The sequence below is a fragment of the Streptomyces sp. NPDC002671 genome (genome assembly GCF_053592475.1).
In genome coordinates, this window is sequence record NZ_JBSFVU010000023.1 from 109409 (window position 1) to 129584 (window position 20176).

A 20176-nucleotide genomic window follows, 5' to 3' on the forward strand; every position below is an offset into this window, starting at 1 on the left:
CAACAGCCGACTGCATACAACACACCGGACACGCCCCGAGCGGGAACAGCACACGGCACCACCGACTGCGCGGAGGCGGACATGCGGCGGACGGACCCCGAGGGCCACGGCCCCGTCCGCTACGGGCCGCCCCTGCCCGACGACGGCCTGCCCGTGCTGCCCGAACTCGCCGCCCACCTCGCCGCCGCCGCGACCCGCTCCGACGCACAGCCCGTGGGCGGTGCCCCCGCGCTGCTGGAGGCGGCCTGCGGCTACTGGACGCGGCGCGGACTGCCCTGCGTCCCCGACCGGGTCGTCGCCGGCCCCGGCGCGCCCGCCCTGTTGCTCGCCCTGACCGCCGCGATCGCCGGGGACGGCGGTGACGTCCTCGTCCCCCGCCCCTGCGCCGCCTGGTGGGCGCCGTACGCGCGGCTGCTCGGCCGGCCCGTCTTCCACGTGCCCACGCCTGCCGAGAGCGGCGGCGTCCCCGACCCGTACGCCCTCCTGGAGACCGCCCGGCGGGTCCGCGCGGAGGGCGGCGACCCGCGTCTGCTGGTGCTGTCCGTCGCCGACGATCCCACCGCCACCGTCGCCCCGCCCGAACTCCTGCACGAGACCGTCGAGGCCGCCGCGGCCGAGGGCCTGCACCTGGTCAGCGACGAGACCTGGCGCGACACCGTGCACGACCCCCACCAGACCGTGCTGCTCAGCCCCGCCGAGATGCTGCCCGACCGGGTCACGGTCGTCAGCGACCTGGCCGGCGGCCTGCTGCCCCCCGGCTGGCCCGCGGCCATCGCGCGCTTCCCCGCCGGCGAGCTGGGCCGGCAGCTCCACGCGCGCGTGCTCGACGTGCTCACCGCGCTCGGCGCGCGGATCGCCGGACCGCTCGCCGTCACCGCCGGATACGCGCTCGACGAACCCCCGCCCGTCACCGACCGCCGCGAGGCCGCCGTACGCCTGCACGCGCGCGTGGCCGCCGCCGCGCACGGCGTGGTCGTCGCCGCCGGGGCGCTCGCCCGGCCGCCGCAGGCCGGCCGCCACCTGTACGCCGACCTCGGCCCGCTGCGCGAGGCACTCGGCGAGCACGGCGTCGGCGACGCACAGGAACTGGAGGACTACCTCAGCCCCCGGCTGGGCATGCCCGCGCCCGGCGGCCACCGCTTCGGCGACGACCTCCAGGCGCTGCGCGTACGGCTCGCCACGGGGCCCCTGCTCGGCGGCACGGACGCGGAACGCACGGAATGCCTCACGTCGCCCGCACCGTTGGAACTGCCACACCTGCAACGCGCGTTGACCTCTTTGAGGTCGGTCTTCGACGATCTCCGCGACGGCGCTCGGCGACGGGAGCCCCCTCGATGACGCAGCAGACGCAGCAGTCCGGTCCGCCCGCCACGCCCAGGACGACCACGGAAGCCGACGCCCCCGCGCCCCCGACCCCCATCGCGACCCCGACCCCCAGCCCTCTCGCGCCCCCGTTCCCGCCGCCGGCCGAGCCCCGCCCGCTGGGCGAACCCCGTGTGTGGCCGCGCACGTTCCACGACCGGCTCACCGCCCCGCTCCGGGTCTGAAGGCCCTCGCCCGCTTCGCCCGCGAAGGCGCCATACGCCCCGGCGCCGACGGCCTCACCGACATCCCCCGACTGACCGGCGCACCGGCCCCGTTGCCCCGCGCCGGCGCCCGCACCCTCGCCGTCTCCTGGGCGGGTCACGCCAGTTGGGTGGTGCCGATCGGCGGACTGACCGTCCTCACCGACCCCGTCTGGTCCCACCGCATCCTCGGCACCCCCGCCCGCATCACCCCCATCGGCATCCCCCGGGACACCCTGCCGCCCGTCGACGCGGTCGTCATCAGCCACAACCACTACGACCACCTGGACGCCCCCACCGTGCGCCGACTCCCGTGCGACACACCGGTGTTCGCGCCAGCCGGACTCGCCCGCTGGTTCCGGCGCCGCCGGTTCACCCGCGTCACCGAGCTGGACTGGTGGGAGGGCGCCGAACTCGCGGGCGTCCGCTTCGACTTCGTGCCCGCCCACCACTGGTCCAAGCGCACCCTCACCGACACCTGCCACAGCCTGTGGGGCGGCTGGGTCCTCACCGCATCCGACGGCCTGCGCCTCTACTTCGCCGGCGACACCGGCTACGGCCACTGGTTCGACCGCATCGGCCGCCGCTACCCCGGCATCGACCTCGCCATGATGCCCATAGGTGCCTACGACCCGCGCTGGTGGCTCGGCGACGTCCACTGCGACCCCGAGGAGGCGGTCCAGGCCACCCTCGACCTCGGCGCCCGTCGCATGGCACCGATGCACTGGGGCACCTTCGTCCTCTCGGCGGAACCCGTCCTCGAACCCCTCACCCGCGCACGAGCCGCCTGGGAGAAGGCGGGCCTGGAACGGGAGGACCTGTGGGACCTGCCGGTGGGCGGATCGAGAGTGCTGGAGTGAGGCCGGCGTGAAAGGGGGAGCGGTGCGGCGCTAACCCGCTTCCCCGCGCACGCGTCGCACCACGCCCGGCGCCACACCGATCACCACCGTCAGCGCGACCGCCACCACCACACCCTCCCACGGCTTCGGGAACAGCGAACCGCCGAGGATCCCGATCAACTGGTACGTCACCGCCCACGCCAGACACGCCGGCAGGTTCCCCCGGCTGAACCGGTCGAGCGGCCAGTCGGCCAGCAGGCAGGCGAGCATCACCGGGATGCGGCCCGCCGGCACCAGCCGCGACACCACCAGCACCGCCACCCCGTGCTCGGCCAGCTTCCCCTGCGCCCGCTCCAGCCGGTCCTGCGGCGCCCGGGAACGTATCGCCTCCAGCCACCGCGAGCCGCCGCGCGACCGCATCCCGCGCCGCCCCAGCCAGTACAGCGCCGCGTCCCCGAGGAACGCCGCCAGCGACGCCGTCACAAACACCAGCACCAGTGCGAACGGCGCCGTCTGATGGAACGCCACCACCGCCGCCGAACTCACCAGCGCCCCCGTCGGCACCACCGGCACCAGCGCACCGATCAGCACCAGCAGGAACAGCGACGGATACCCGAGCGCCTGCTGCGTCGACTCCGGCGGCACCGTCGACGTGGACGCCGCGGCCAGCGTCGCGGCCGAGGACAGCCGTATCACCGTACGACCCCCAGCCGCACCCGCTCCCCGTGCCCGAGCCGGTGCACCTCCACCTGGGGCGCCGCGACGGCCGCCAGGCGCACGAACTCGTCGCCCGGCGCATGGAATTCGTGCGGGCGCACCGCGTCCATGCCGATCGGCCAGTACGTCCCGTAGTGCACCGGCACCGCCGCGCGCGGCGCCAGCAGAGCCAGCGCCCGCGCCGCCCGCCCCGCGTCCAGGTGCCCCGCACCGAGATACGGCCCCCAGCCGCCCACCGGCAGCAGCGCCACGTCCACCGGCCCGACCTCCTCGGCCATGGTGTCGAACAGGCCCGTGTCCCCGGCGAAGTAGGTCCGTGCCTCGCCCTCGACGACGTAGCCGAGCGCGGGGGAGCGGTGCGGGCCGACCGGCAGCCGCCGCCCGTCGTGCCGCGCGGACACCGCCCGCACCAGCACGCCCCCGACCCGCACCTCGTCCCCCGGCACCACCTCGCTGATCCGCAGCCCCCGCAGCCTGCGCAGACCCGGCACCGCCCGGGGCGCGCCCCGGGGCACGAGCAGGTGCGCGCCCGGCGCGAGCGCGGCCAGCGACGGCAGATGCAGGTGGTCGGCGTGCAGATGGGAGACGAGCACCACGTCCGCACGGTGCGCCTCGGCGGGCGGCACGGCGCCCCGGCGGCGGCGCAGATGCGCGAGCCGGCGGGCGAACAGAGGATCGGTCAGCACCCGTGTGTCCGCATCCTCCACCGTGCAGGTGGCGTGACCCCACCAGGTGATCTCCACCGGCACTCTCTTCGCCTCCTTCACGCGACTCCCCGAAGCCTACGGGCAGGAGTAGGGTCGGCGGCGAAACCCAGAGGTGAGGGGGGTGCCATGGGACAACTGCGGGGTGCCTGCGGCGGGCTGGGACCGGTGCGGGTCACCGCCATCGCGAGCCTGACACCCCTCCAGGAACTGGAAGCCGACCCCTTCCTGGTGGACTCCCGCACCCAGCACGCCATGTGCGCCCGCTGGGCCGCCGAACGCGGGTACGTCATCGCCCGCGAACTCCTCCTCGGCGGCCTGCGGTTCGACCACAGCGCCCTGTGGGACGGCATCCGGCCCGGAGTCGACGTGTTCGTCGCCCCCAGCCGGCGCGTGCTGGAACGCGCCCTGTCCTCGGTGGAGGAGTTCACCGCCGAGTGCGCACGCCGCGGAGTGCGCGTGGAGACGGTGGGCCGGGCCGAACCGGCGTACGACGCCCAGATGAAGGCCCGCGTACACCGCCGCCTGTCGATGCCGACCGCCGGCTACGACGGCCGCTGACTCGCAGCCGCCGCCTGCCCGCAGCTCCGACACCCCGCGCGGGCACACCCCGTGTGACAAGGTGGAGCGAGGCCTGGGCGTCGAGCGGGCCGGGACGTGAGGTGGGCGGGCGTGCGGGGCGTACGGTGGCGGCGGGCCGCCAGTCAGATCGGACGGAGCGTCACGGTGTGGGCGGTGTCCACGCTCACCATGCTGGTGCTCGCCGGTGTCCTGCCCGACTTCCGGCTCCAGTCCGCCGACGGCGACAGCGCCACCCGCATCGGCATCACCGCCGCCTGCGGCGCCGGCGCCTTCGGCGTGCTCTCGGCCCTGGTCTGGCCCCTCCTCGTACGGCTGCTGCTGCTCGTCCCCGCCCTCGTGCTCGGCCTGCTGGTGTTCTTCCTCAACGGCTCCCTGCTGCTGCTCGCCCTGCGCCTCAACCCCTCCGGCCGGGGCGACGCCGCCCCCGACACCGCCGTCATCGTGGCCGCCGTGATGTCCGCCGTCGCCTCGGCCACCGGCGCCGCCCTCGCCGTACGCGACGACGAGGCCTACCGCCGCCGCCTGCACCGGCTCGCCGCCCGCCGCCGCAGAACCGATCCGCCCTGCCCGGACACACCCGCCCTGGTCTTCCTCCAGCTCGACGGCGTCGGCCACGACGTCCTCACCGCCGCGGTCCGCAAGGGCCTGATGCCGACCGTCGCCCGCTGGCTGTCGACCGGCGACGGTATACAGCCCACCCACCGGCCCACCCACCGGCTCACCCGCTGGCGCACCGACTGGTCCAGCCAGACCGGCGCCAGCCAGCTCGGCATCCTGCACGGCAGCACCTTCGACGTCCCCGCCTTCCGCTGGTACGAGAAGGACCGGGGCGAGGTGATGGTGTGCAATCGCCCGACGAGCGCCGCCGAACTGCAACGCCGCGCCATACTGCATACAGGCGACAGCGGACTGCTCACCGTCGACGGTGCCAGCCGCGGCAACCTGTTCAGCGGCGGCGCCGGCGAACAGGCCCTCGTTCTGTCCATCGCCGCCCGCCGCCGCGGCCGGGAGAACCGTTCCCGCGCCGGCTACTTCGCCTACTTCTCCGACCCCGCCAACGCCGTCCGCACCGCCCTCTCCTTCATCGCCGAGGTCGCCCGCGAGCTCGGCCAGTCCACCCGCGCCCGCATCCGCAGGCAGCGCCCGCGAGTCTCACGCGGCGGCCTCTACCCCTTCGTCCGCGCCTTCGCCACCGTCGTCGAACGCGACGTCGTCGTCGCCGCCGTCATGGGCGACATGCTCGCCGGCCGCACCGCCGTCTACGCCGACCTCGTCGCCTACGACGAGGTCGCCCACCACTCCGGCCCGCACAGCCGCGACGCCGAGAAGGTCCTGCAACGCCTCGACCGCTGCCTCGCGCTCATCGAGAAGGTCGCCGAACACGCCCCCCGCCCCTACCGCCTCGTCGTCCTCTCCGACCACGGCCAGAGCCCCGGCGAAACCTTCCGCGCCCGCTACGGCCTCACCCTCGCCGACCTCGTCCGGGCCGGCTGCGGACTCCCCGTGCCCCGCCGCGCCACGGGGGTCCCCCCAGGCGCTCACCACCGGGGGAGCACCCGCAGCGGCACCGAGGCCCGCGCCGCCGTACGCGCCGCACTGCGCCGCCCGGTCGAGGAGCGCGGCGAACACCACCACCCCTCCCGCCGCTCCGAACCCGTCGTACTGGCCTCCGGCAACCTCGGCCTCGTCTCCTTCCCCGACGTGCCGCACCGCATGACCAAGGAGGAGATCGACGCCCGCCACCCCGCCCTGCTCAGCACCCTCGCCAACCACCCCGGCATCGGCTTCCTGCTGGTACGCAGCGCGGAACACGACGGCGTCGTCCTCGGCCCCCACGGCACCGAGATCCCCCTGGCCGCCCTGCACGACGAGCCCGGCCCGCTCGCCCGCTTCGGCCCCGGCGCCGCCGACGCCGTACGCCGCACCCACAGCTTCCCGCACACCGCCGACATCATGGTGAACTCCGTCCACGACCCCGCCCACGGCGAAGTCCTCGCCTTCGAGGAACAGATCGGCTCCCACGGCGGCCTCGGCGGCGCCCAGTCCCACCCGTTCCTGCTCTCCCCGCTCACCCTGACCCCGCCGGCCGAGGCGGACGAGGAGATGGCCGGCGCCGAACACGTGCACCGCGTACTGCGCCGCTGGCTGCGCGAGCTGAACGGACCCCAGGTACCGCTCACCACCGCAGCGGAGCATCCGGACGAGGCGCAGGACAAGGAAGAAGAACGGGCCGCCTGAACCGCCCCGGACCGCGCCACCTCCCGTTCACCGCTCGTGGACCGGTCTTCCGGGTGCGCCGCGCCCGAATGTGATCGGATGGCCCCGGACCCCGGACCGGACCCCGGCCCCGGAAACTCGGACCCACGTGAAAGGAACAGCCGTGGCAACCACGCGCACCGCACACACCGTCTGGGAAGGCAACCTGCTGGACGGCAGCGGCGTCGTCACCTTCGACACCTCCGGCATCGGCTCGCAGCCGGTGTCGTGGCCGTCGCGCGCCGAGCAGGCCAACGGCAAGACCAGCCCCGAGGAGCTGATCGCCGCAGCCCACTCCAGCTGCTTCTCCATGGCCCTCTCGCACGGCCTGGCCGGCGCCGGCACCCCGCCCACCCGCCTGGAGACCAAGGCCGACGTCACCTTCCAGCCCGGCGAGGGCATCACCGGCATCCACCTCACCGTCCGCGGCGAGGTTCCCGGCCTGGACGCCGAGGGCTTCGCCTCGGCCGCCGAGGACGCCAAGAAGAACTGCCCGGTCAGCCAGGCCCTGACCGGTACGACGATCACCCTCACCGCCGAGCTCGCCTGACCCCGTACATCCCCCCCGATGCCGCGTTCCCGCCCCGGGAGCGCGGCATCGCCGCACCCGCGGGTCGGCCGCCCGGGACCGGGGTACCCGGCGCATTGACAACGCCGCACGCACGTCTTGTGCTGTAAGGGCGGCGGGCGCCCTGGCGGAAGGGGACGGACGATGGCACGTGCGGTCGGTATCGATCTCGGGACGACGAACTCGGTGGTGGCCGTCCTGGAGGGCGGCGAACCCACCGTCGTCACCAACGCGGAGGGCGCCCGGACCACGCCCTCGGTGGTGGCATTCGCGAAGAACGGCGAGGTACTGGTCGGCGAGGTCGCCAAGCGGCAGGCGGTCACGAACGTGGAGCGCACCGCACGCTCCGTGAAACGCCACATGGGCGACGGCGGCTGGCGCTTCCCCGAGCAGGGCAGCATCGACGGCACCCAACTGCGCGCGCAGGAGCTGTCGGCCCGGGTGCTGCAGAAACTGAAGCGGGACGCGGAGGCCTACCTCGGTGAGGACGTCACGGACGCGGTGATCACCGTCCCCGCCTACTTCGACGACGCCCAGCGGCAGGCCACCAAGGAAGCCGGGGAGATCGCCGGCCTGAAGGTGCTCAGGATCATCAACGAGCCCACCGCCGCCGCCCTCGCCTACGGCCTCGACCGCGGCGAGGAACAGACGGTCCTCGTGTTCGACCTGGGCGGCGGCACCTTCGACGTGTCCCTGCTGGAGATCGGCGACGGCGTCATCGAGGTCAAGGCCACCAACGGCGACACCCACCTCGGCGGCGACGACTGGGACCAGCGGATCGTCGAACACCTGGTCAAGCGGTTCAAGGGCCAGTACGGCATCGATCTCGCCGCCGACAAGATGGCGGTCCAGCGCCTGCGGGAGGCCGCCGAGAGAGCCAAGATCGAACTGTCCTCGTCGTCCGAGACCGGCATCAACCTGCCCTACATCACCGCCTCCGCCGAAGGCCCCCTCCACCTGGACGAGAAACTGACCCGCGCCCAGTTCCAGGAGCTGACCGCCGACTTGCTCGACCGCTGCAAGAAGCCCTTCCACCAGGCCGTCGAGGACGCCGGGATCCAGCTGTCCGCGATCGACCACGTCATCCTCGTCGGCGGCTCCACCCGGATGCCCGCCGTCACCGACCTGGTACGCGAACTCACCCACAAGGACCCGCACAAGGGCGTCAACCCCGACGAGGTCGTCGCCGTCGGCGCGACCCTCCAGGCGGGCGTCCTGCGCGGCGACGTCAAGGACGTCCTGCTCCTCGACGTCACCCCGCTGTCCCTCGGCATCGAGACCAAGGGCGGCATCATGACCAAGCTGATCGAACGCAACACCACGATCCCGACCCGCCGCTCCGAGATCTTCACCACCGCCACCGACAACCAGCCCTCCGTCGGCATCCAGGTCTACCAGGGCGAACGCGAGATCGCCGCCTACAACAAGAAGCTCGGCGTCTTCGACCTCACCGGCCTGCCGCCCGCCCCGCGCGGCGTCCCGCAGATCGAGGTCGCCTTCGACATCGACGCCAATGGGATCATGCACGTCTCCGCCAAGGACCTCGCCACCGGCCGGGAACAGAAGATGACCGTCACCGGCGGCTCCGCCCTCCCCAAGGAGGACATCGACCGCATGATGCGGGAGGCCGAACAGTACGCCGAAGAGGACCGCAACCGCCGCGAGGCCGCCGAGACCCGCAACCAGGCCGAACAACTCGTCTACCAGACCGAGAAGTTCATCCGCGACAACGAGGAGCGGGTACCCGAGGGCACCCGCGGCGAGGTGGAGGAGGCGGTCACCGAACTGAAGAACCTGCTGGAGCGGAACGCCGAGACAGCGGCACTGCGCACCGGCGTCGAGAAACTCGCCTCCGTCAGCCAGAAGATGGGGCAGGCCATGTACGAGTCGGCATCGGCGTCCGCCGCCGCCTCCGGCGGCCCGTCCGGCCCGTCCGGCCGTCCGGACACGTCCGACGACGAAGGGGTGGTCGACGCCGAGATCGTCGACGAGGAGAGGGACGAGAAGGGCGGAGCGGCCTGACGCTCAACCACCCAGCCGCTCCCAGCCCCGCCGCTCCGGACGCGGACCCAGCTGCCGGGGTTCCCGTGTGCGGTATACGACATACGGCCGGAACAGATACTGCACCGGTGCGCTGAACATGTGCACCAGCCGGCTGTACGGCACGAACGCGATCAGCACCATGCCGACCACCGCATGCACCTGGTACAGCACCGGCACGCCCTCCATCAGGTGGGTCCTCGGCCGGAGCGTGAACAGGCTGCGCGCCCAGGGGCCGATCGTCTCCCGGTAGTCGTACCCCTCACCGGCGGCGTGCGAGAGCTTCGCGGCCATGCCGAGGGCGATCGCCCCGAGCAGCAGCACGTACATCGCCTTGTCGTTGACCGTCGTCGCCCGGAACACGGGGGCGCGCGTGCGTCGACGGTATACGAGCAACAGGATCCCGGCGACCGTCAGCACCCCGGCCGCCGTACCGCCGTACAGCGAGAACAGATGGTACGTGCGCTCGTCCACACCGACGGCGTCCGTCCATGACCTCGGCACGAACAGGCCCACCAGATGGCCGGCGAGCACGAACAGGATGCCGTAGTGGAAGACCGGTGAGGCGATGTTCAGCAGCCGCGACTCGTACACCTGGGACGAGCGCGTGGTCCAGCCGTACTTGTCGTAGCGGTAGCGCCAGACGAGGCCGGCGACCAGCAGGGCGAAGGCGACATAGGGCAGGGCGCCCCACAGGACTGTGGTCATGGACGCACCCCGGTCCGCCCGGTGTGTACGGTCGGCAGTGTGGCGCATACGGCATCCAGGACGCCGGCATACGGTGTGCCGTACTCGGTCAGCCGGGAACGCAGCTGTTCCAGGCCGTCGCGGTATTCGGTCAGCAGATCCGTGTCGCCCGTCCGGGCGGTGAACTCCAGCACCGCCGGCAGGAAATCGGGCAGTTCCTCCCCGCTGAACTCCAGCCCGTGCGCACGGTAGACGTCCTTGAAACGGACCAGGGACATGCCGCGCCGCCGGGTGTCGCCGTCGTGCCACCAGCTCAGATACAGACTGTGCCGGTTCTTGAAGTCGAAGACCCGCACATAGTGCGCGGCCAGCTCCTGCGGCGGGGTGACAGCCGCGTGGTCGGTGAACACCCGCAGCTGCGGGGCGGCTTGGCGCAGCAGCGGCAGCCGGGCGAAGAAGTCGTCGTCCGGGTAGGTGAGGCAGAGCGCCGCCGCCTGGTACAGCACAGCGTCCGAGGGCATCAGGGCTCCCTCACGTCGTCGGGGGCGTCGGAGGTCTGCCGCTTGCGCAGCACATGGAAGTTCTCCACGGACACCAGAGGCAGGTACCTGCGGCCCGAGTCCCGGCCGAAGGGGCCGTCGCCGCCCATGCCGGGCCCGCCCTCGTAGTCGAGACTGCACCCCTGGGGCAGGGCCGACTCCTCCAGGCGGCGGGCGTCACCGACGGCGGCGGTCGGGATGACGTACCGGTCCTCGTACTTGGCGATGGCCAGCAGCCGGTACATCTCCTCGATCTCCACCGGCTGCATGCCCACGGCGGAGGCGATCGCCGCGTCCGGCACCTCGCCGAGGCTGATCGCCCGCATGTGGGAGCGCATCGCGGCCAGTTTCTCCAGCGCGGCCCGCACGGGCCCGATGTCGCCGGCCGTGAACAGCTCCGCCAGGTACTCCAGCGGGATGCGCAGGGTGTCGATCGCGCCGAAGAGGTTGTGCGCGTCCTCCCCGTCGTGCCCGGTCTCGGCCAGCGCGTCCACCACCGGCGACAGCGGCGGGATGTACCAGACCATGGGCATCGTCCGGTATTCAGGATGCAGCGGCAGCGCCACCCGGTACTTGTCGACCAGCGCGTGCACCGGGGAGCGGCGGGCCGCCTCGATCCAGTCGTACGGGATCCCCGCCTCCTGGCACGCCCGCCGCACCACGGGGTCCTCGGGGTCGAGGAACACCCCCAACTGGGCCTCGTACAGGTCTTTTTCATCCTGGACCGAAGCCGCCGCCGTCACCTTGTCGGCGTCGTAGAGGAGCACGCCCAGGTAGCGCAGCCGGCCCACGCACGTCTCCGAGCAGACCGTCGGCAGGCCGACCCCGATCCGCGGATAACACAGCGTGCACTTCTCGGCCTTGCCGGTGGCGTGGTTGAAGTACACCTTCTTGTACGGGCATCCGGTCACGCACATCCGCCAGCCACGGCAGCGGTCCTGGTCCACCAGCACGACGCCGTCCTCGGTCCGCTTGTACATTGCCCCCGACGGGCAGGACGCCACGCACGACGGGTTGAGACAGTGCTCGCAGATCCGCGGCAGATAGAACATGAACGTCTGCTCGTACGTGAACCTCACCTTGTCCGACACCTGTTGGCGCGTGCGCTCCACCATCGGGTCGAGATCTCCGTAGGCGGGTGCGCCGGCGAGGTTGTCGACCCAGTTCGACGACCACTCGATCTTCATCGGCTTACCGGTGATCGACGACAGCGGACGGGCCACCGGGAAGTCGTCGCCGAGCGGGGCCCCGGTGAGGTTCCTGTAGTCGTAGGTCCAGGGCTCGTAGTAGTCCTTGATCTCCGGCAGCTTCGGGTTGGAGAAGATCCCGGCGAGCTTGTGCAGCCGGCCGCCCGCCTTCAGCCTCAGCGCGCCGCGCCGGTTCAGCTCCCAGCCGCCCCGCCACTTCTCCTGGTCCTCGTAACGGCGCGGATAGCCCTGCCCGGGCCGGGTCTCGACGTTGTTGAACCACACGTACTCCATGCCGCGCCGGTTGGTCCACGCCTGCTTGCAGGTGACCGAACAGGTATGGCAGCCGATGCACTTGTCGAGGTTCATGACCATCGCGATCTGGGCCATGGGACGCATCAGTACTCGACCTCCTGGCTGCGGCGGCGGATCACCGTCACCTCGTCGCGCTGGTTGCCCGTCGGGCCCAGGTAGTTGAACGCCCACGACAACTGGGCGTAACCGCCTATCAGATGGGACGGCTTGAGCAGGAGCCGCGTCAGCGAGTTGTGGATGCCGCCCCGCACACCGGTCGTCTCCGCCTTCGGCACGTTCACCGTGCGCTCCTGCGCGTGGTGCATGTAGACAGTGCCGGCCGGCATGCGGTGGGAGACGACGGCGCGGGCGACGACCACGCCGTTGCGGTTGACCGCCTCGACCCAGTCGTTGTCCCGCGCCCCGATCGCGTCCGCGTCCTCGGGGGACATCCAGATGTTCTGCCCGCCCCGGGAGAGCGCCAGCATGAACAGGTTGTCCTGGTACTCGGAGTGGATCGACCACTTGTCGTGCGGGGTGAGATAGCGGACCGTCACCTCACGCTGGCCGTCCGGGCCGAGCGCGGGTTCCCCGAACAGCTTGTTCATGTCCAGCGGCGGCCGGTACACCGGCAGGGCCTCGCCGAGTTCGTGTATCCAGTCGTGGTCGAGGAAGAAGTGCTGCCGGCCGGTGAGCGTGTGCCACGGCTTGCTGTGTTCGGTGTTCTGCGTGAATGCTGTGTACCGTCGACCGCCGGACTCGCTGCCCGACCACTCCGGCGAGGTGATCACCGGCACCGGCGCGGCCTGCGTGTCCGCGTACGTGACCCGTTTTCCCTCGTGCTCGGCTGCCAGGTGCGCCAGCTCCTGCCCGGTGCGCTGCTCCAGCATGCGGAAACCCTGCGTCGCCAGCCGCCCGTTGGTCGTGCCGGACAGCGCCAGGATCGTGTTCGCGGCCTTCACCGCCGAGTCCAGCGACGGACGCCCGTCGGCCGGCCCGCCGCATATCGCACCGTTCAACTCCCGCAGATACGCAACCTCTTCGCCGGGCATGAGGGTTATCCCCTTGGCAGGCAACCCAAGTTCCTCCACCAGCGGGCCGAGCGCGGTGAACTGGGCGGCGACCGCCGGATAGTCGCGCTCCACCACCGTCAGGTTCGGCATGGTCCTGCCGGGCACCGGATCGCACTCGCCGCGCTTCCAGTCCTGCACCACCCCGCCCGGCTGTGCCGTCTCGCCCGGGGTGTCGTGCTGCAGCGCAGTGGCCACCAGGTCCCTGCGCACACCCAGGTGCTCGACGGCCAGCTCGCTCAGCTTCTCCGCGAGCGCCCGGAACGCGTCGAAGTCGGTGCGCGCCTGCCACGGCGGATCCACGGCCGGGGTGAAGGAGTGCACGTAAGGGTGCATGTCGGTGGAGGACAGATCGTGCTTCTCGTACCAGGTCGCCGCCGGCAGCACCACGTCCGACAGCAGCGTCGACGACGTCTGCCGGAAGTCCAGCGACAGCAGCAGGTCGAGCTTCCCCTCCGGCGCCTCCTCGCGCCATCGCACATCGCGCGGACGCTCGCCCGGCTCCGCCTGCGCCGCCCGCAGCGAGGACTGCGTACCCAGCAGATGCCGGGTGAAGTACTCGGTGCCCTTCGCCGACGACCCCAGCAGATTGGCCCGCCACAACGTCAGCACCCGCGGCCAGTTCTCCGGCGCGTCCGGATCCTCGCACGCGAACTTCAAGGTCCCCGCCCGCAGTTCGGCCACCGCCTTCGCCACCGGGTCGCCGAACGCCTCGCCCAGCTCCAGCGGATTGCGGTCGAACGTCGGATACGACGGCATCCACCCCGAACGGGCCGACAGGGCCACGCAGTCCGCCCCCGTCATCCCCGCGAACCGGCCCTCGCCGAGCGGCGAGGCCAGTACATCGGCGCCGAAGCGGTCGTAACGCCACTGGTCGGAGTTGAGGAACCAGTACGCAGTGCTGATCATCTGCCGCGGGGGCCGCGCCCAGTCGGAAGCGGCGGCCAGCATCGCCCAGCCGGTCACCGGACGGCACTTCTCCTGGCCCACGTAGTGCGCCCAGCCGCCGCCGTTGCGGCCCTGGCAGCCGGTCAGCTGCAGCAGCGCCAGGAACGCACGGTAGATCGTCTCCGAGTGGAACCAGTGGTTCGTGCCCGCGCCCATCAGGATCATGCAGCGGCCCCGGGACCGCTCGGCGGTCCGCGCGAACTCCCTGGCGATCCTGATGCACCTGGCGGCCGGGACCGAGGTGTGGGCCTCCTGCCACGCCGGTGTCGCCGGCATACGGTCGTCCGTGTACGAGGCCGGCCAGCTGCCCCGCATACCGGGCCGCCACACACCGTATTGCGTCAACAGCAGATCGTATACAGTCGTTACGAGACGGCCGTTCGCCCCGCCCAGCCGCGTCGCCGGCACCCCACGCCGCAGCACGTCCCCGCGCCCCTGCCCGTGCTCCCCGCCCTCCGTGCCGAACCGCGGCAGCAGCACCTCCACAGGAGCCGCCATCTCACTGCCGTACAGGCTCAGCTTCGGCCGCACGGCACCGAGCTCGAGGTTCCACCTTCCCTCGCCCTCCTCGGTCCAGCGGAAGCCCAGGGAACCGTTCGGGACCACGGCGCGGCCGGTCGACTCGTCCAGCACCACCGTCTTCCATTCCGCGCCCGCACCGTCCTGCCCCACCTCGGTCGCCCGCAGGAACTTGTCCGGCACATACGCCCCGTCCCGCTCGGCCAGGGTCACCAGGAACGGCAGATCGGTGAACTTCCGTACGTACTCCGCGGAAAACGGCGTCTCGCGGTCGACGAAGAACTCCTTGAGGATCACATGCCCCATGGCCATGGCCAGCGCGCCGTCCGTGCCGGGGTGTGGATGCAGCCACTCGTCGGCGAACTTCGCGCTGTCCGCGTAGTCCGGCGCCACCACCACGACCTTCTGCCCGCGATAGCGCGCCTCCGCCATCCAGTGCGCGTCCGGCGTCCGCGCCACCGGCACGTTCGAGCCCCACATCATCAGATACGCCGCGTCCCACCAGTCCCCGGACTCCGGCACATCCGTCTGGTCGCCGAACACCTGCGGCGAGGCCACCGGAAGGTCGGCGTACCAGTCGTAGAACGACAGCATCGGCGCACCGATCAGCGCGTGGTAGCGGGCACCGGCCGCGTGCGACACCATCGACATCGCCGGGATCGGGGAGAACCCGGCGATCCGGTCCGGTCCGTACGTCTTGATGGTGTACACCTGCGCGGCGGCGACGAGCTCCACCGCCTCGTCCCAACTCGCCCGCACCAGACCGCCCTTGCCACGCGCCTGCTGGTAGCGGCGCCGCCGCTCCGGGTCGCTCTGGATGTCCGCCCAGGCGTCGACAGGATCCTGTAGACGGTTTTTCGCCTCCCGGTACAGCTCCAGCAGCACACGCCGGACGTACGGGTAGCGCACCCGGGTGGGGGAGTAGGTGTACCAGGAGAACGCGGCACCGCGCGGACAGCCGCGCGGCTCGTACTCGGGCCGGTCCGGGCCCACCGACGGATAGTCCGTCTCCTGCGTCTCCCAGGTGATGATCCCGTCCTTGACATAGACCTTCCACCGGCACGAGCCCGTGCAGTTCACCCCGTGCGTGGAACGCACCACCTTGTCGTGGCTCCACCGGTCCCGGTAGAACGCGTCCGCCTCCCGCCCGCCCGTCAGTGTCACGCTGTGCAGGTCGGACGCCGGGGTGCCCGGCCGGAAGAAGCGCCCGGCACTCAGCAGCACGGAGCCTGGCTCCGTGGGCGGTGTCTGCGTGTCGGTCACGTGCGCTCCCTTGGCTCACCCCGTGGTTTCGAACTTAGGGGCGAGCGCGGGAGCGCACCCGTTCAGGCCGCCCGTACGGGTCAGGGCCTCAGTGCAGCGGACGCGCAGCAGGGAAGGAGGTCACAGGTTCGCGCGGTGCTCCCGCAGGAGCTTCCTCGTGCGCTGCGCGGAGGCGGCCTGCGCCGTCATTCGGTCCAGCACCTCCAGATGCGTGGCGACCTCCCGGCGGGAGTCCAGATACAGCGCTCCGGTCAGATACTCGGTGAACACCATGTCCGGCAGCTCGGGCTCGGCGAAGCGGAACAGTGTGAACGGCGCGTACGTCCCCGGATGCGGGCCCGTCGCGAACTCGGCCAGCTGTAGAGTGACCCGGTCCCGGTCCGCGTACTCCAGCAGCCGGTCCAGCTGCTCGCGCATCACCTCGGGACGCACGCTCACCGGACGCCGCAGCACCGTCTCGTCCATGATCACCCACAGGTGCGGAGGATCGTCCCGCTCCAGCAGCCGCTGCCGCTCCATCCGCAGCGACACATGCCGCTCGATCGTGTCCGGACCCGTGTGCCCGATCGTCCCGGCCTCCAGCACCGCCCGCGCGTAGTCCTCCGTCTGCAGCAGGCCGGGTATGAAGTGCGGCTCGTACGAGCGTATGACCCGGGCGGCGCCCTCCAGGCTCACGTACAGGCTGAACCAGTCCGGCAGCACATCGTGGAACCGCTGCCACCACCCCGGCTCGTTCGCCTCCTCGGCCAGCCGCACGAACGCCGCCGCCTCCTCGGCGGGCACCCCGAACGCGTCCAGCAGCACCTGTACATACGGGATCTTCAGCGCGACCTCGGCCATCTCCATCCGCCGTACGGTCGCCGACGCCACCCGCAGGATGCCCGCGGCCTCCTCGCGGCTCAGGCCGGCCGCCTCCCGCAGCTCCTGCAAACGCTTGCCGAGCACCACCTGGCCCACCGTGGGGGCGGGTCGCCGCTCACTCAACGCCACGCCCTCCCCTACGCGCCGACGTACGCGGGCAGTCTGTCATGTGACGCCGTTTCGCACACGCGGCCGACGTCGACTCGTGGGGAGGAAGGGATCAACCGACCAGTGTGTGCAGGTATTTGGTGGTCGCCGGATCGGCCGGCAGGAACGTCTCGATGGCCAGTTCGGCGACCGTGACGTCCATGGGGGTGTTGAACGTGGAGATCGACGACACGAACGACAGCACCCGGCCGTCGTGCTCGATCTGCAGCGGCAGCGCGAAGTACGGTACGGGCTCCGCCGGTTCGTCGCCCGGCGTGTCCTCGGGCACCGGATAGCCGGCGACCTCCTCGTACAGGGCGCGCAACGCGTCCGAGCGGTACAGGGCGATCTCCCGCTCCATCTGGGCCAGCAGATGCCCGCGCCACTCCCGCAGATTGCGGATGCGCGGCGCCAGGCCCTCGGGATGCAGTGTCAGCCGCATCGCGTTCGGCGCCGGCGTCATCAGCTTCTCCGGCACGCCCTCGAGGAGCATCGCGATGCCCCGGTTGGCGGCGACCACCGTGTACCCGGCGTCGACCACCAGCGCCGGATAGGGCTCGTAGCCGCGAATGAGGCGCTCCATGCCGTCGCGCAGCGCATCCAGTGAGGGATCGTCCAGTGGCGTCTCCGGGTAGTGCGGGGCGTAACCGGCAGCCAGGAGCAGGGCGTTGCGCTCCCGCACCGGCACGTCCAGATGCTCGGCCAGCCGCAGCACCATGTCCTCGCTCGGCCGGGAGCGGCCCGTCTCGATGAAACTGATGTGCCGGGCCGAGGAGTCCGCGCGCAGCGCCAACTCCAGCTGGGAGATCCGACGTCGCTCCCGCCAGGCACGCAGCAGCGGGCCGACGCCCTTGTCGGTAGGGGCAGTTGCGGTTGCGGAGGGGGAAGGACCGGTCGCGACAATGCTCATACGGTCGACCGTAGTCGAACTGCACGGCCGGACGACGAGAACGACGACCGAGGCCGAGGGGCGGGCGGCGGGCGCGCCCGGCGCATACGGCATGGTGCATACAGCATGCGACAGCTCGTGCACGGTACGCGGTATACAGCAGACCGGCGACACCGAGAGCCGACCGCGGCAGGCCGTCGGCCGTCCCGCCGTGGCAGGCTGAGCACGGACCCGACCGCCACGAAAGGGAGACAGGCCATGGCCGTCGAACCACTGTCGCAGAAGGAGATCGAGGACCGGCTGGCCGAGCTGCCCGGCTGGTCGGTGGAGGGCGACCGGCTCACCCGCGGCTACCGGCTCGGCTCGCACGTCGCTGCCGCGGCCCTGGTCGCACACATCGCCGCCATCCAGGACGAGCTGGACCACCACTCCGACCTCACCCTCGGCTACAACACCGTCTCCTTCAGCGTGAACACACACTGCGCAGGAGGCGTCCTCACCGAGAAGGACTTCGCGCTCGCCCACAGGGTGGAGGACATCGCCCCAGGTCACGGGGCACACTGACGGGCGTGCTGGACTACGACAAAGAAGCCGAGGCGTACGACGCCTCCCGTGGCGGCGAGCCCCGTGCCGAGGCGGCGGCCGAGGCCGTCCTCGGCCTGCTGCCCGACCGGTCCGGCGACGGGCCGAGCCGACTCCTCGACGTCGCCTGCGGCACCGGGATCGTCACCCGGCGGCTCGTCGCGGCAAGGCCGGAGCTGCGAGTCGCGGGCGCGGACCTCGCCCCCGCCATGACCCGGATGGCCGCGGCCCGCCTGCCCGGCGCGATCCTCAGAGCCGACAGCCGCCGGCTGCCGTTCGCCGACGCCACCTTCGACGTGGTCACCAGCGTCTGGCTGCTGCACCTGCTGGAGGACGACACCGACGTCCGCGCCATCGTCGCCGAGTGCGCCCGCGTGCTGCGGCCCGGCGGGGTGTACGTCACCACCGTCGACAAGGCCGACGCGCACGACGTCGGCAGCGACATCGACGCCGTCCTCGCCCCCCGCCCGCGCCGCCCCGCCCCGGACGCCGGCGACACCGTCACCGGGTATGCCGCCGAGCACGGACTGACCCCCGCGGGACAGGCCGCCTTCCCCGGCGTCGGACAGGGCCGCAGTCCCCGCTCCACCATCGCCGACCTGCGCCGGGGCTGGTTCACCCTCCTGCCGCCCGGTGATCCGCGTACCGAGGATTTCGCCGCCCTCCTGGCCCGCCTCCCGGACCAGGATCGCCCCCGCCCGGACCCCCGGTTCACCATGCGCGCGTTCCGGAAGCCGCCCGCCCGCTGACAGGCGTCGGGCTGCCCGGACCACTGGAGGGCGGAGGGATCTGGTACGCGGAAGCGCTCCACCAGTTCGCCGTCCATCGGGCCAACGCCGGCGACAGACGGGCACAGCCGCACTCGCCGTTCCCCGCCGAGCTTGCCGTTCCCTCACCTCCGCCGGCTCGTTTTTGCCGTACCGGCAACAGAACTGGCCCGCACCCGGTGTGCCGTCGCACGCTGACCGCATCCGGAAGAGAGGCTGAGCACCATGGAGCACGACCACCACCCGCACACGCCGGGCCACGCGAACGAACACCAGCACCAGCTCGGGCACGGCCATGCGCACGCAGACGCGGACGTCGACTGGAACGAACTGGGGCCCCTGCTGGAGGCGCAGGCCGAGCTGTTCACCCCCGTCTACGAGCGGGCCATGGCCTGGCTCGCGCAGGAGGTGACCGAGCCCGGGCTGATCGTGGACGCGGGCAGCGGCCCCGGCGTCGTCGCCTGCCTGTTCGCCGAGGCCTTCCCCGGCGCCAGGGTCGTCGCCGTGGACAGCACCGCGCCACTGCTGGAGCGCGCCAGCGCCCGCGCCGCGCAGTACGGCGTGGCCGACCGCTTCGACGCCCTCGCCGGTGAACTCCCCGCTGTCCTGGGCAAGTTGGACTATCCTGCCGACCTTCTGTGGGCCAGCCGCAGCCTGCACCACCTCGGCGACCAGCAGGCCGCGCTCGCCGCCTTCGCCGCCCACCTGGCCCCCGGTGGCACCCTCGCCCTCCTCGAAGGCGGCCTGCCCACCCGCTGCCTGCCGAGGGACATCGGCATCGGCCGCCCCGGACTCCAGGCCCGGCTCGACGCGCTGGAGGCGGACTGGTTCGCCCGGATGCGGGCCGGCCTGCCCGACTCCGTCCCCGTCACGGAGGACTGGCCGGCACTGCTGACCTCCGCCGGCCTCAAGCACACCCGCACCCGCACCTTCCTCCTGGACCTCCCCGCCCCCGCGACGGACCGCGCCCGCGCCTACGTCGCCGCCTCCCTCGGCCGTCTGCGCGAGGCCTTCCCGGACGAGTTGGACCCCGAGGACCGCGCGACCCTCGACCGCCTGCTCGACCCGGCCGACCCGGCGAGCGTGCACCTCAGGCCGGACGTCTTCGTGCTGGGCGCGTACACGGTGCACACAGCGGTACGGCCGCTCTAG

16 protein-coding genes and 1 pseudogene are annotated in these 20176 nt (G+C 72.0%); 9 read left to right on the forward strand and 8 right to left on the reverse strand.

Annotated elements, in window-relative coordinates:
• Positions 1–81: 81 nt before the first annotated feature.
• Together ACWD35_RS31000 and ACWD35_RS31005 are read left to right on the forward strand one after the other, a co-directional pair.
• Positions 82–1338, forward strand: coding sequence for an aminotransferase class I/II-fold pyridoxal phosphate-dependent enzyme (locus ACWD35_RS31000; RefSeq protein WP_451354648.1), 1257 nt, complete (start codon positions 82–84; stop codon positions 1336–1338).
• A pseudogene (locus ACWD35_RS31005) lies at positions 1335–2425 on the forward strand (MBL fold metallo-hydrolase). Before ACWD35_RS31000 ends, ACWD35_RS31005 begins: the two are co-directional and overlap by 4 nt.
• 30 nt (positions 2426–2455) lie before the next feature.
• Here ACWD35_RS31005 and ACWD35_RS31010 read toward each other — a convergent pair.
• Together ACWD35_RS31010 and ACWD35_RS31015 are read right to left on the reverse strand one after the other, a co-directional pair.
• Positions 2456–3100, reverse strand: a complete 645-nt coding sequence (locus tag ACWD35_RS31010) for a DedA family protein (protein ID WP_451354649.1) — start codon at positions 3098–3100, stop codon at positions 2456–2458.
• Positions 3097–3870 carry an MBL fold metallo-hydrolase gene (locus ACWD35_RS31015; protein ID WP_451354687.1) on the reverse strand — a complete coding sequence of 258 codons (774 nt, stop codon included), beginning with the start codon at positions 3868–3870 and terminating at the stop codon, positions 3097–3099. The genes ACWD35_RS31010 and ACWD35_RS31015 overlap by 4 nt, the downstream gene beginning before the upstream one ends.
• Positions 3871–3954: 84 nt before the next feature.
• Here ACWD35_RS31015 and ACWD35_RS31020 point away from each other — a divergent pair, with 84 nt between their 5' ends.
• The 4 genes from ACWD35_RS31020 (at position 3955) to dnaK (ending at position 9253) form a co-directional block, all read left to right on the forward strand.
• Positions 3955–4386, forward strand: coding sequence for a hypothetical protein (locus ACWD35_RS31020; protein WP_451354650.1), 432 nt, complete (start codon positions 3955–3957; stop codon positions 4384–4386).
• Between the two features lie 111 nt (positions 4387–4497).
• Positions 4498–6645 carry a phage holin family protein gene (locus tag ACWD35_RS31025; RefSeq protein WP_451354651.1) on the forward strand — a complete coding sequence of 716 codons (2148 nt, stop codon included), beginning with the start codon at positions 4498–4500 and terminating at the stop codon, positions 6643–6645.
• Positions 6646–6787: 142 nt separating this feature from the next.
• Positions 6788–7213, forward strand: a complete 426-nt coding sequence (locus ACWD35_RS31030) for an OsmC family protein (protein WP_451354652.1) — start codon at positions 6788–6790, stop codon at positions 7211–7213.
• Between the two features lie 162 nt (positions 7214–7375).
• Positions 7376–9253 carry a molecular chaperone DnaK gene (gene dnaK, locus ACWD35_RS31035; RefSeq protein WP_451354653.1) on the forward strand — a complete coding sequence of 626 codons (1878 nt, stop codon included), beginning with the start codon at positions 7376–7378 and terminating at the stop codon, positions 9251–9253.
• 3 nt (positions 9254–9256) lie between these two features.
• Here the strand turns inward: dnaK and narI are convergent, their stop codons facing one another.
• The 6 genes from narI to ACWD35_RS31065 all read right to left on the reverse strand — a co-directional run bounded on the left by narI (position 9257) and on the right by ACWD35_RS31065 (position 17696).
• Positions 9257–9979, reverse strand: a complete 723-nt coding sequence (gene narI / locus ACWD35_RS31040; protein ID WP_451354654.1) for a respiratory nitrate reductase subunit gamma — start codon at positions 9977–9979, stop codon at positions 9257–9259.
• Positions 9976–10479 carry a nitrate reductase molybdenum cofactor assembly chaperone gene (gene narJ, locus ACWD35_RS31045; protein WP_451354655.1) on the reverse strand — a complete coding sequence of 168 codons (504 nt, stop codon included), beginning with the start codon at positions 10477–10479 and terminating at the stop codon, positions 9976–9978. Before narJ ends, narI begins: the two co-directional genes overlap by 4 nt.
• On the reverse strand, positions 10479–12083 hold the full coding sequence (narH, locus tag ACWD35_RS31050) for a nitrate reductase subunit beta (protein ID WP_451354656.1): 1605 nt from the start codon (positions 12081–12083) through the stop codon (positions 10479–10481). The genes narJ and narH overlap by 1 nt, the downstream gene beginning before the upstream one ends.
• A complete protein-coding gene (locus ACWD35_RS31055) occupies positions 12083–15778 on the reverse strand; it encodes a nitrate reductase subunit alpha (RefSeq protein ID WP_451354657.1) in 3696 nt (1231 codons plus the stop codon). The genes narH and ACWD35_RS31055 overlap by 1 nt, the downstream gene beginning before the upstream one ends.
• Before the next feature lie 120 nt (positions 15779–15898).
• Complete coding sequence (locus ACWD35_RS31060) at positions 15899–16762, reverse strand: helix-turn-helix domain-containing protein (RefSeq protein ID WP_451354658.1); 864 nt, start codon at positions 16760–16762, stop codon at positions 15899–15901.
• Positions 16763–16859: 97 nt separating this feature from the next.
• Entirely contained in the window at positions 16860–17696 is an 837-nt protein-coding gene (locus ACWD35_RS31065; RefSeq protein ID WP_451354659.1) for a helix-turn-helix domain-containing protein, read from the reverse strand.
• A gap of 237 nt (positions 17697–17933) precedes the next feature.
• Here ACWD35_RS31065 and ACWD35_RS31070 point away from each other — a divergent pair, with 237 nt between their 5' ends.
• The 3 genes from ACWD35_RS31070 (at position 17934) to ACWD35_RS31080 (ending at position 20176) form a co-directional block, all read left to right on the forward strand.
• The gene (locus ACWD35_RS31070; RefSeq protein ID WP_451354660.1) at positions 17934–18239 is read left to right on the forward strand and encodes a 4a-hydroxytetrahydrobiopterin dehydratase; all 306 of its coding nucleotides are present in this window, start codon (positions 17934–17936) and stop codon (positions 18237–18239) included.
• Between the two features lie 5 nt (positions 18240–18244).
• A complete protein-coding gene (locus ACWD35_RS31075; protein WP_451354661.1) occupies positions 18245–19006 on the forward strand; it encodes a class I SAM-dependent methyltransferase in 762 nt (253 codons plus the stop codon).
• A gap of 243 nt (positions 19007–19249) precedes the next feature.
• Positions 19250–20176 carry a class I SAM-dependent methyltransferase gene (locus tag ACWD35_RS31080; protein WP_451354662.1) on the forward strand — a complete coding sequence of 309 codons (927 nt, stop codon included), beginning with the start codon at positions 19250–19252 and terminating at the stop codon, positions 20174–20176.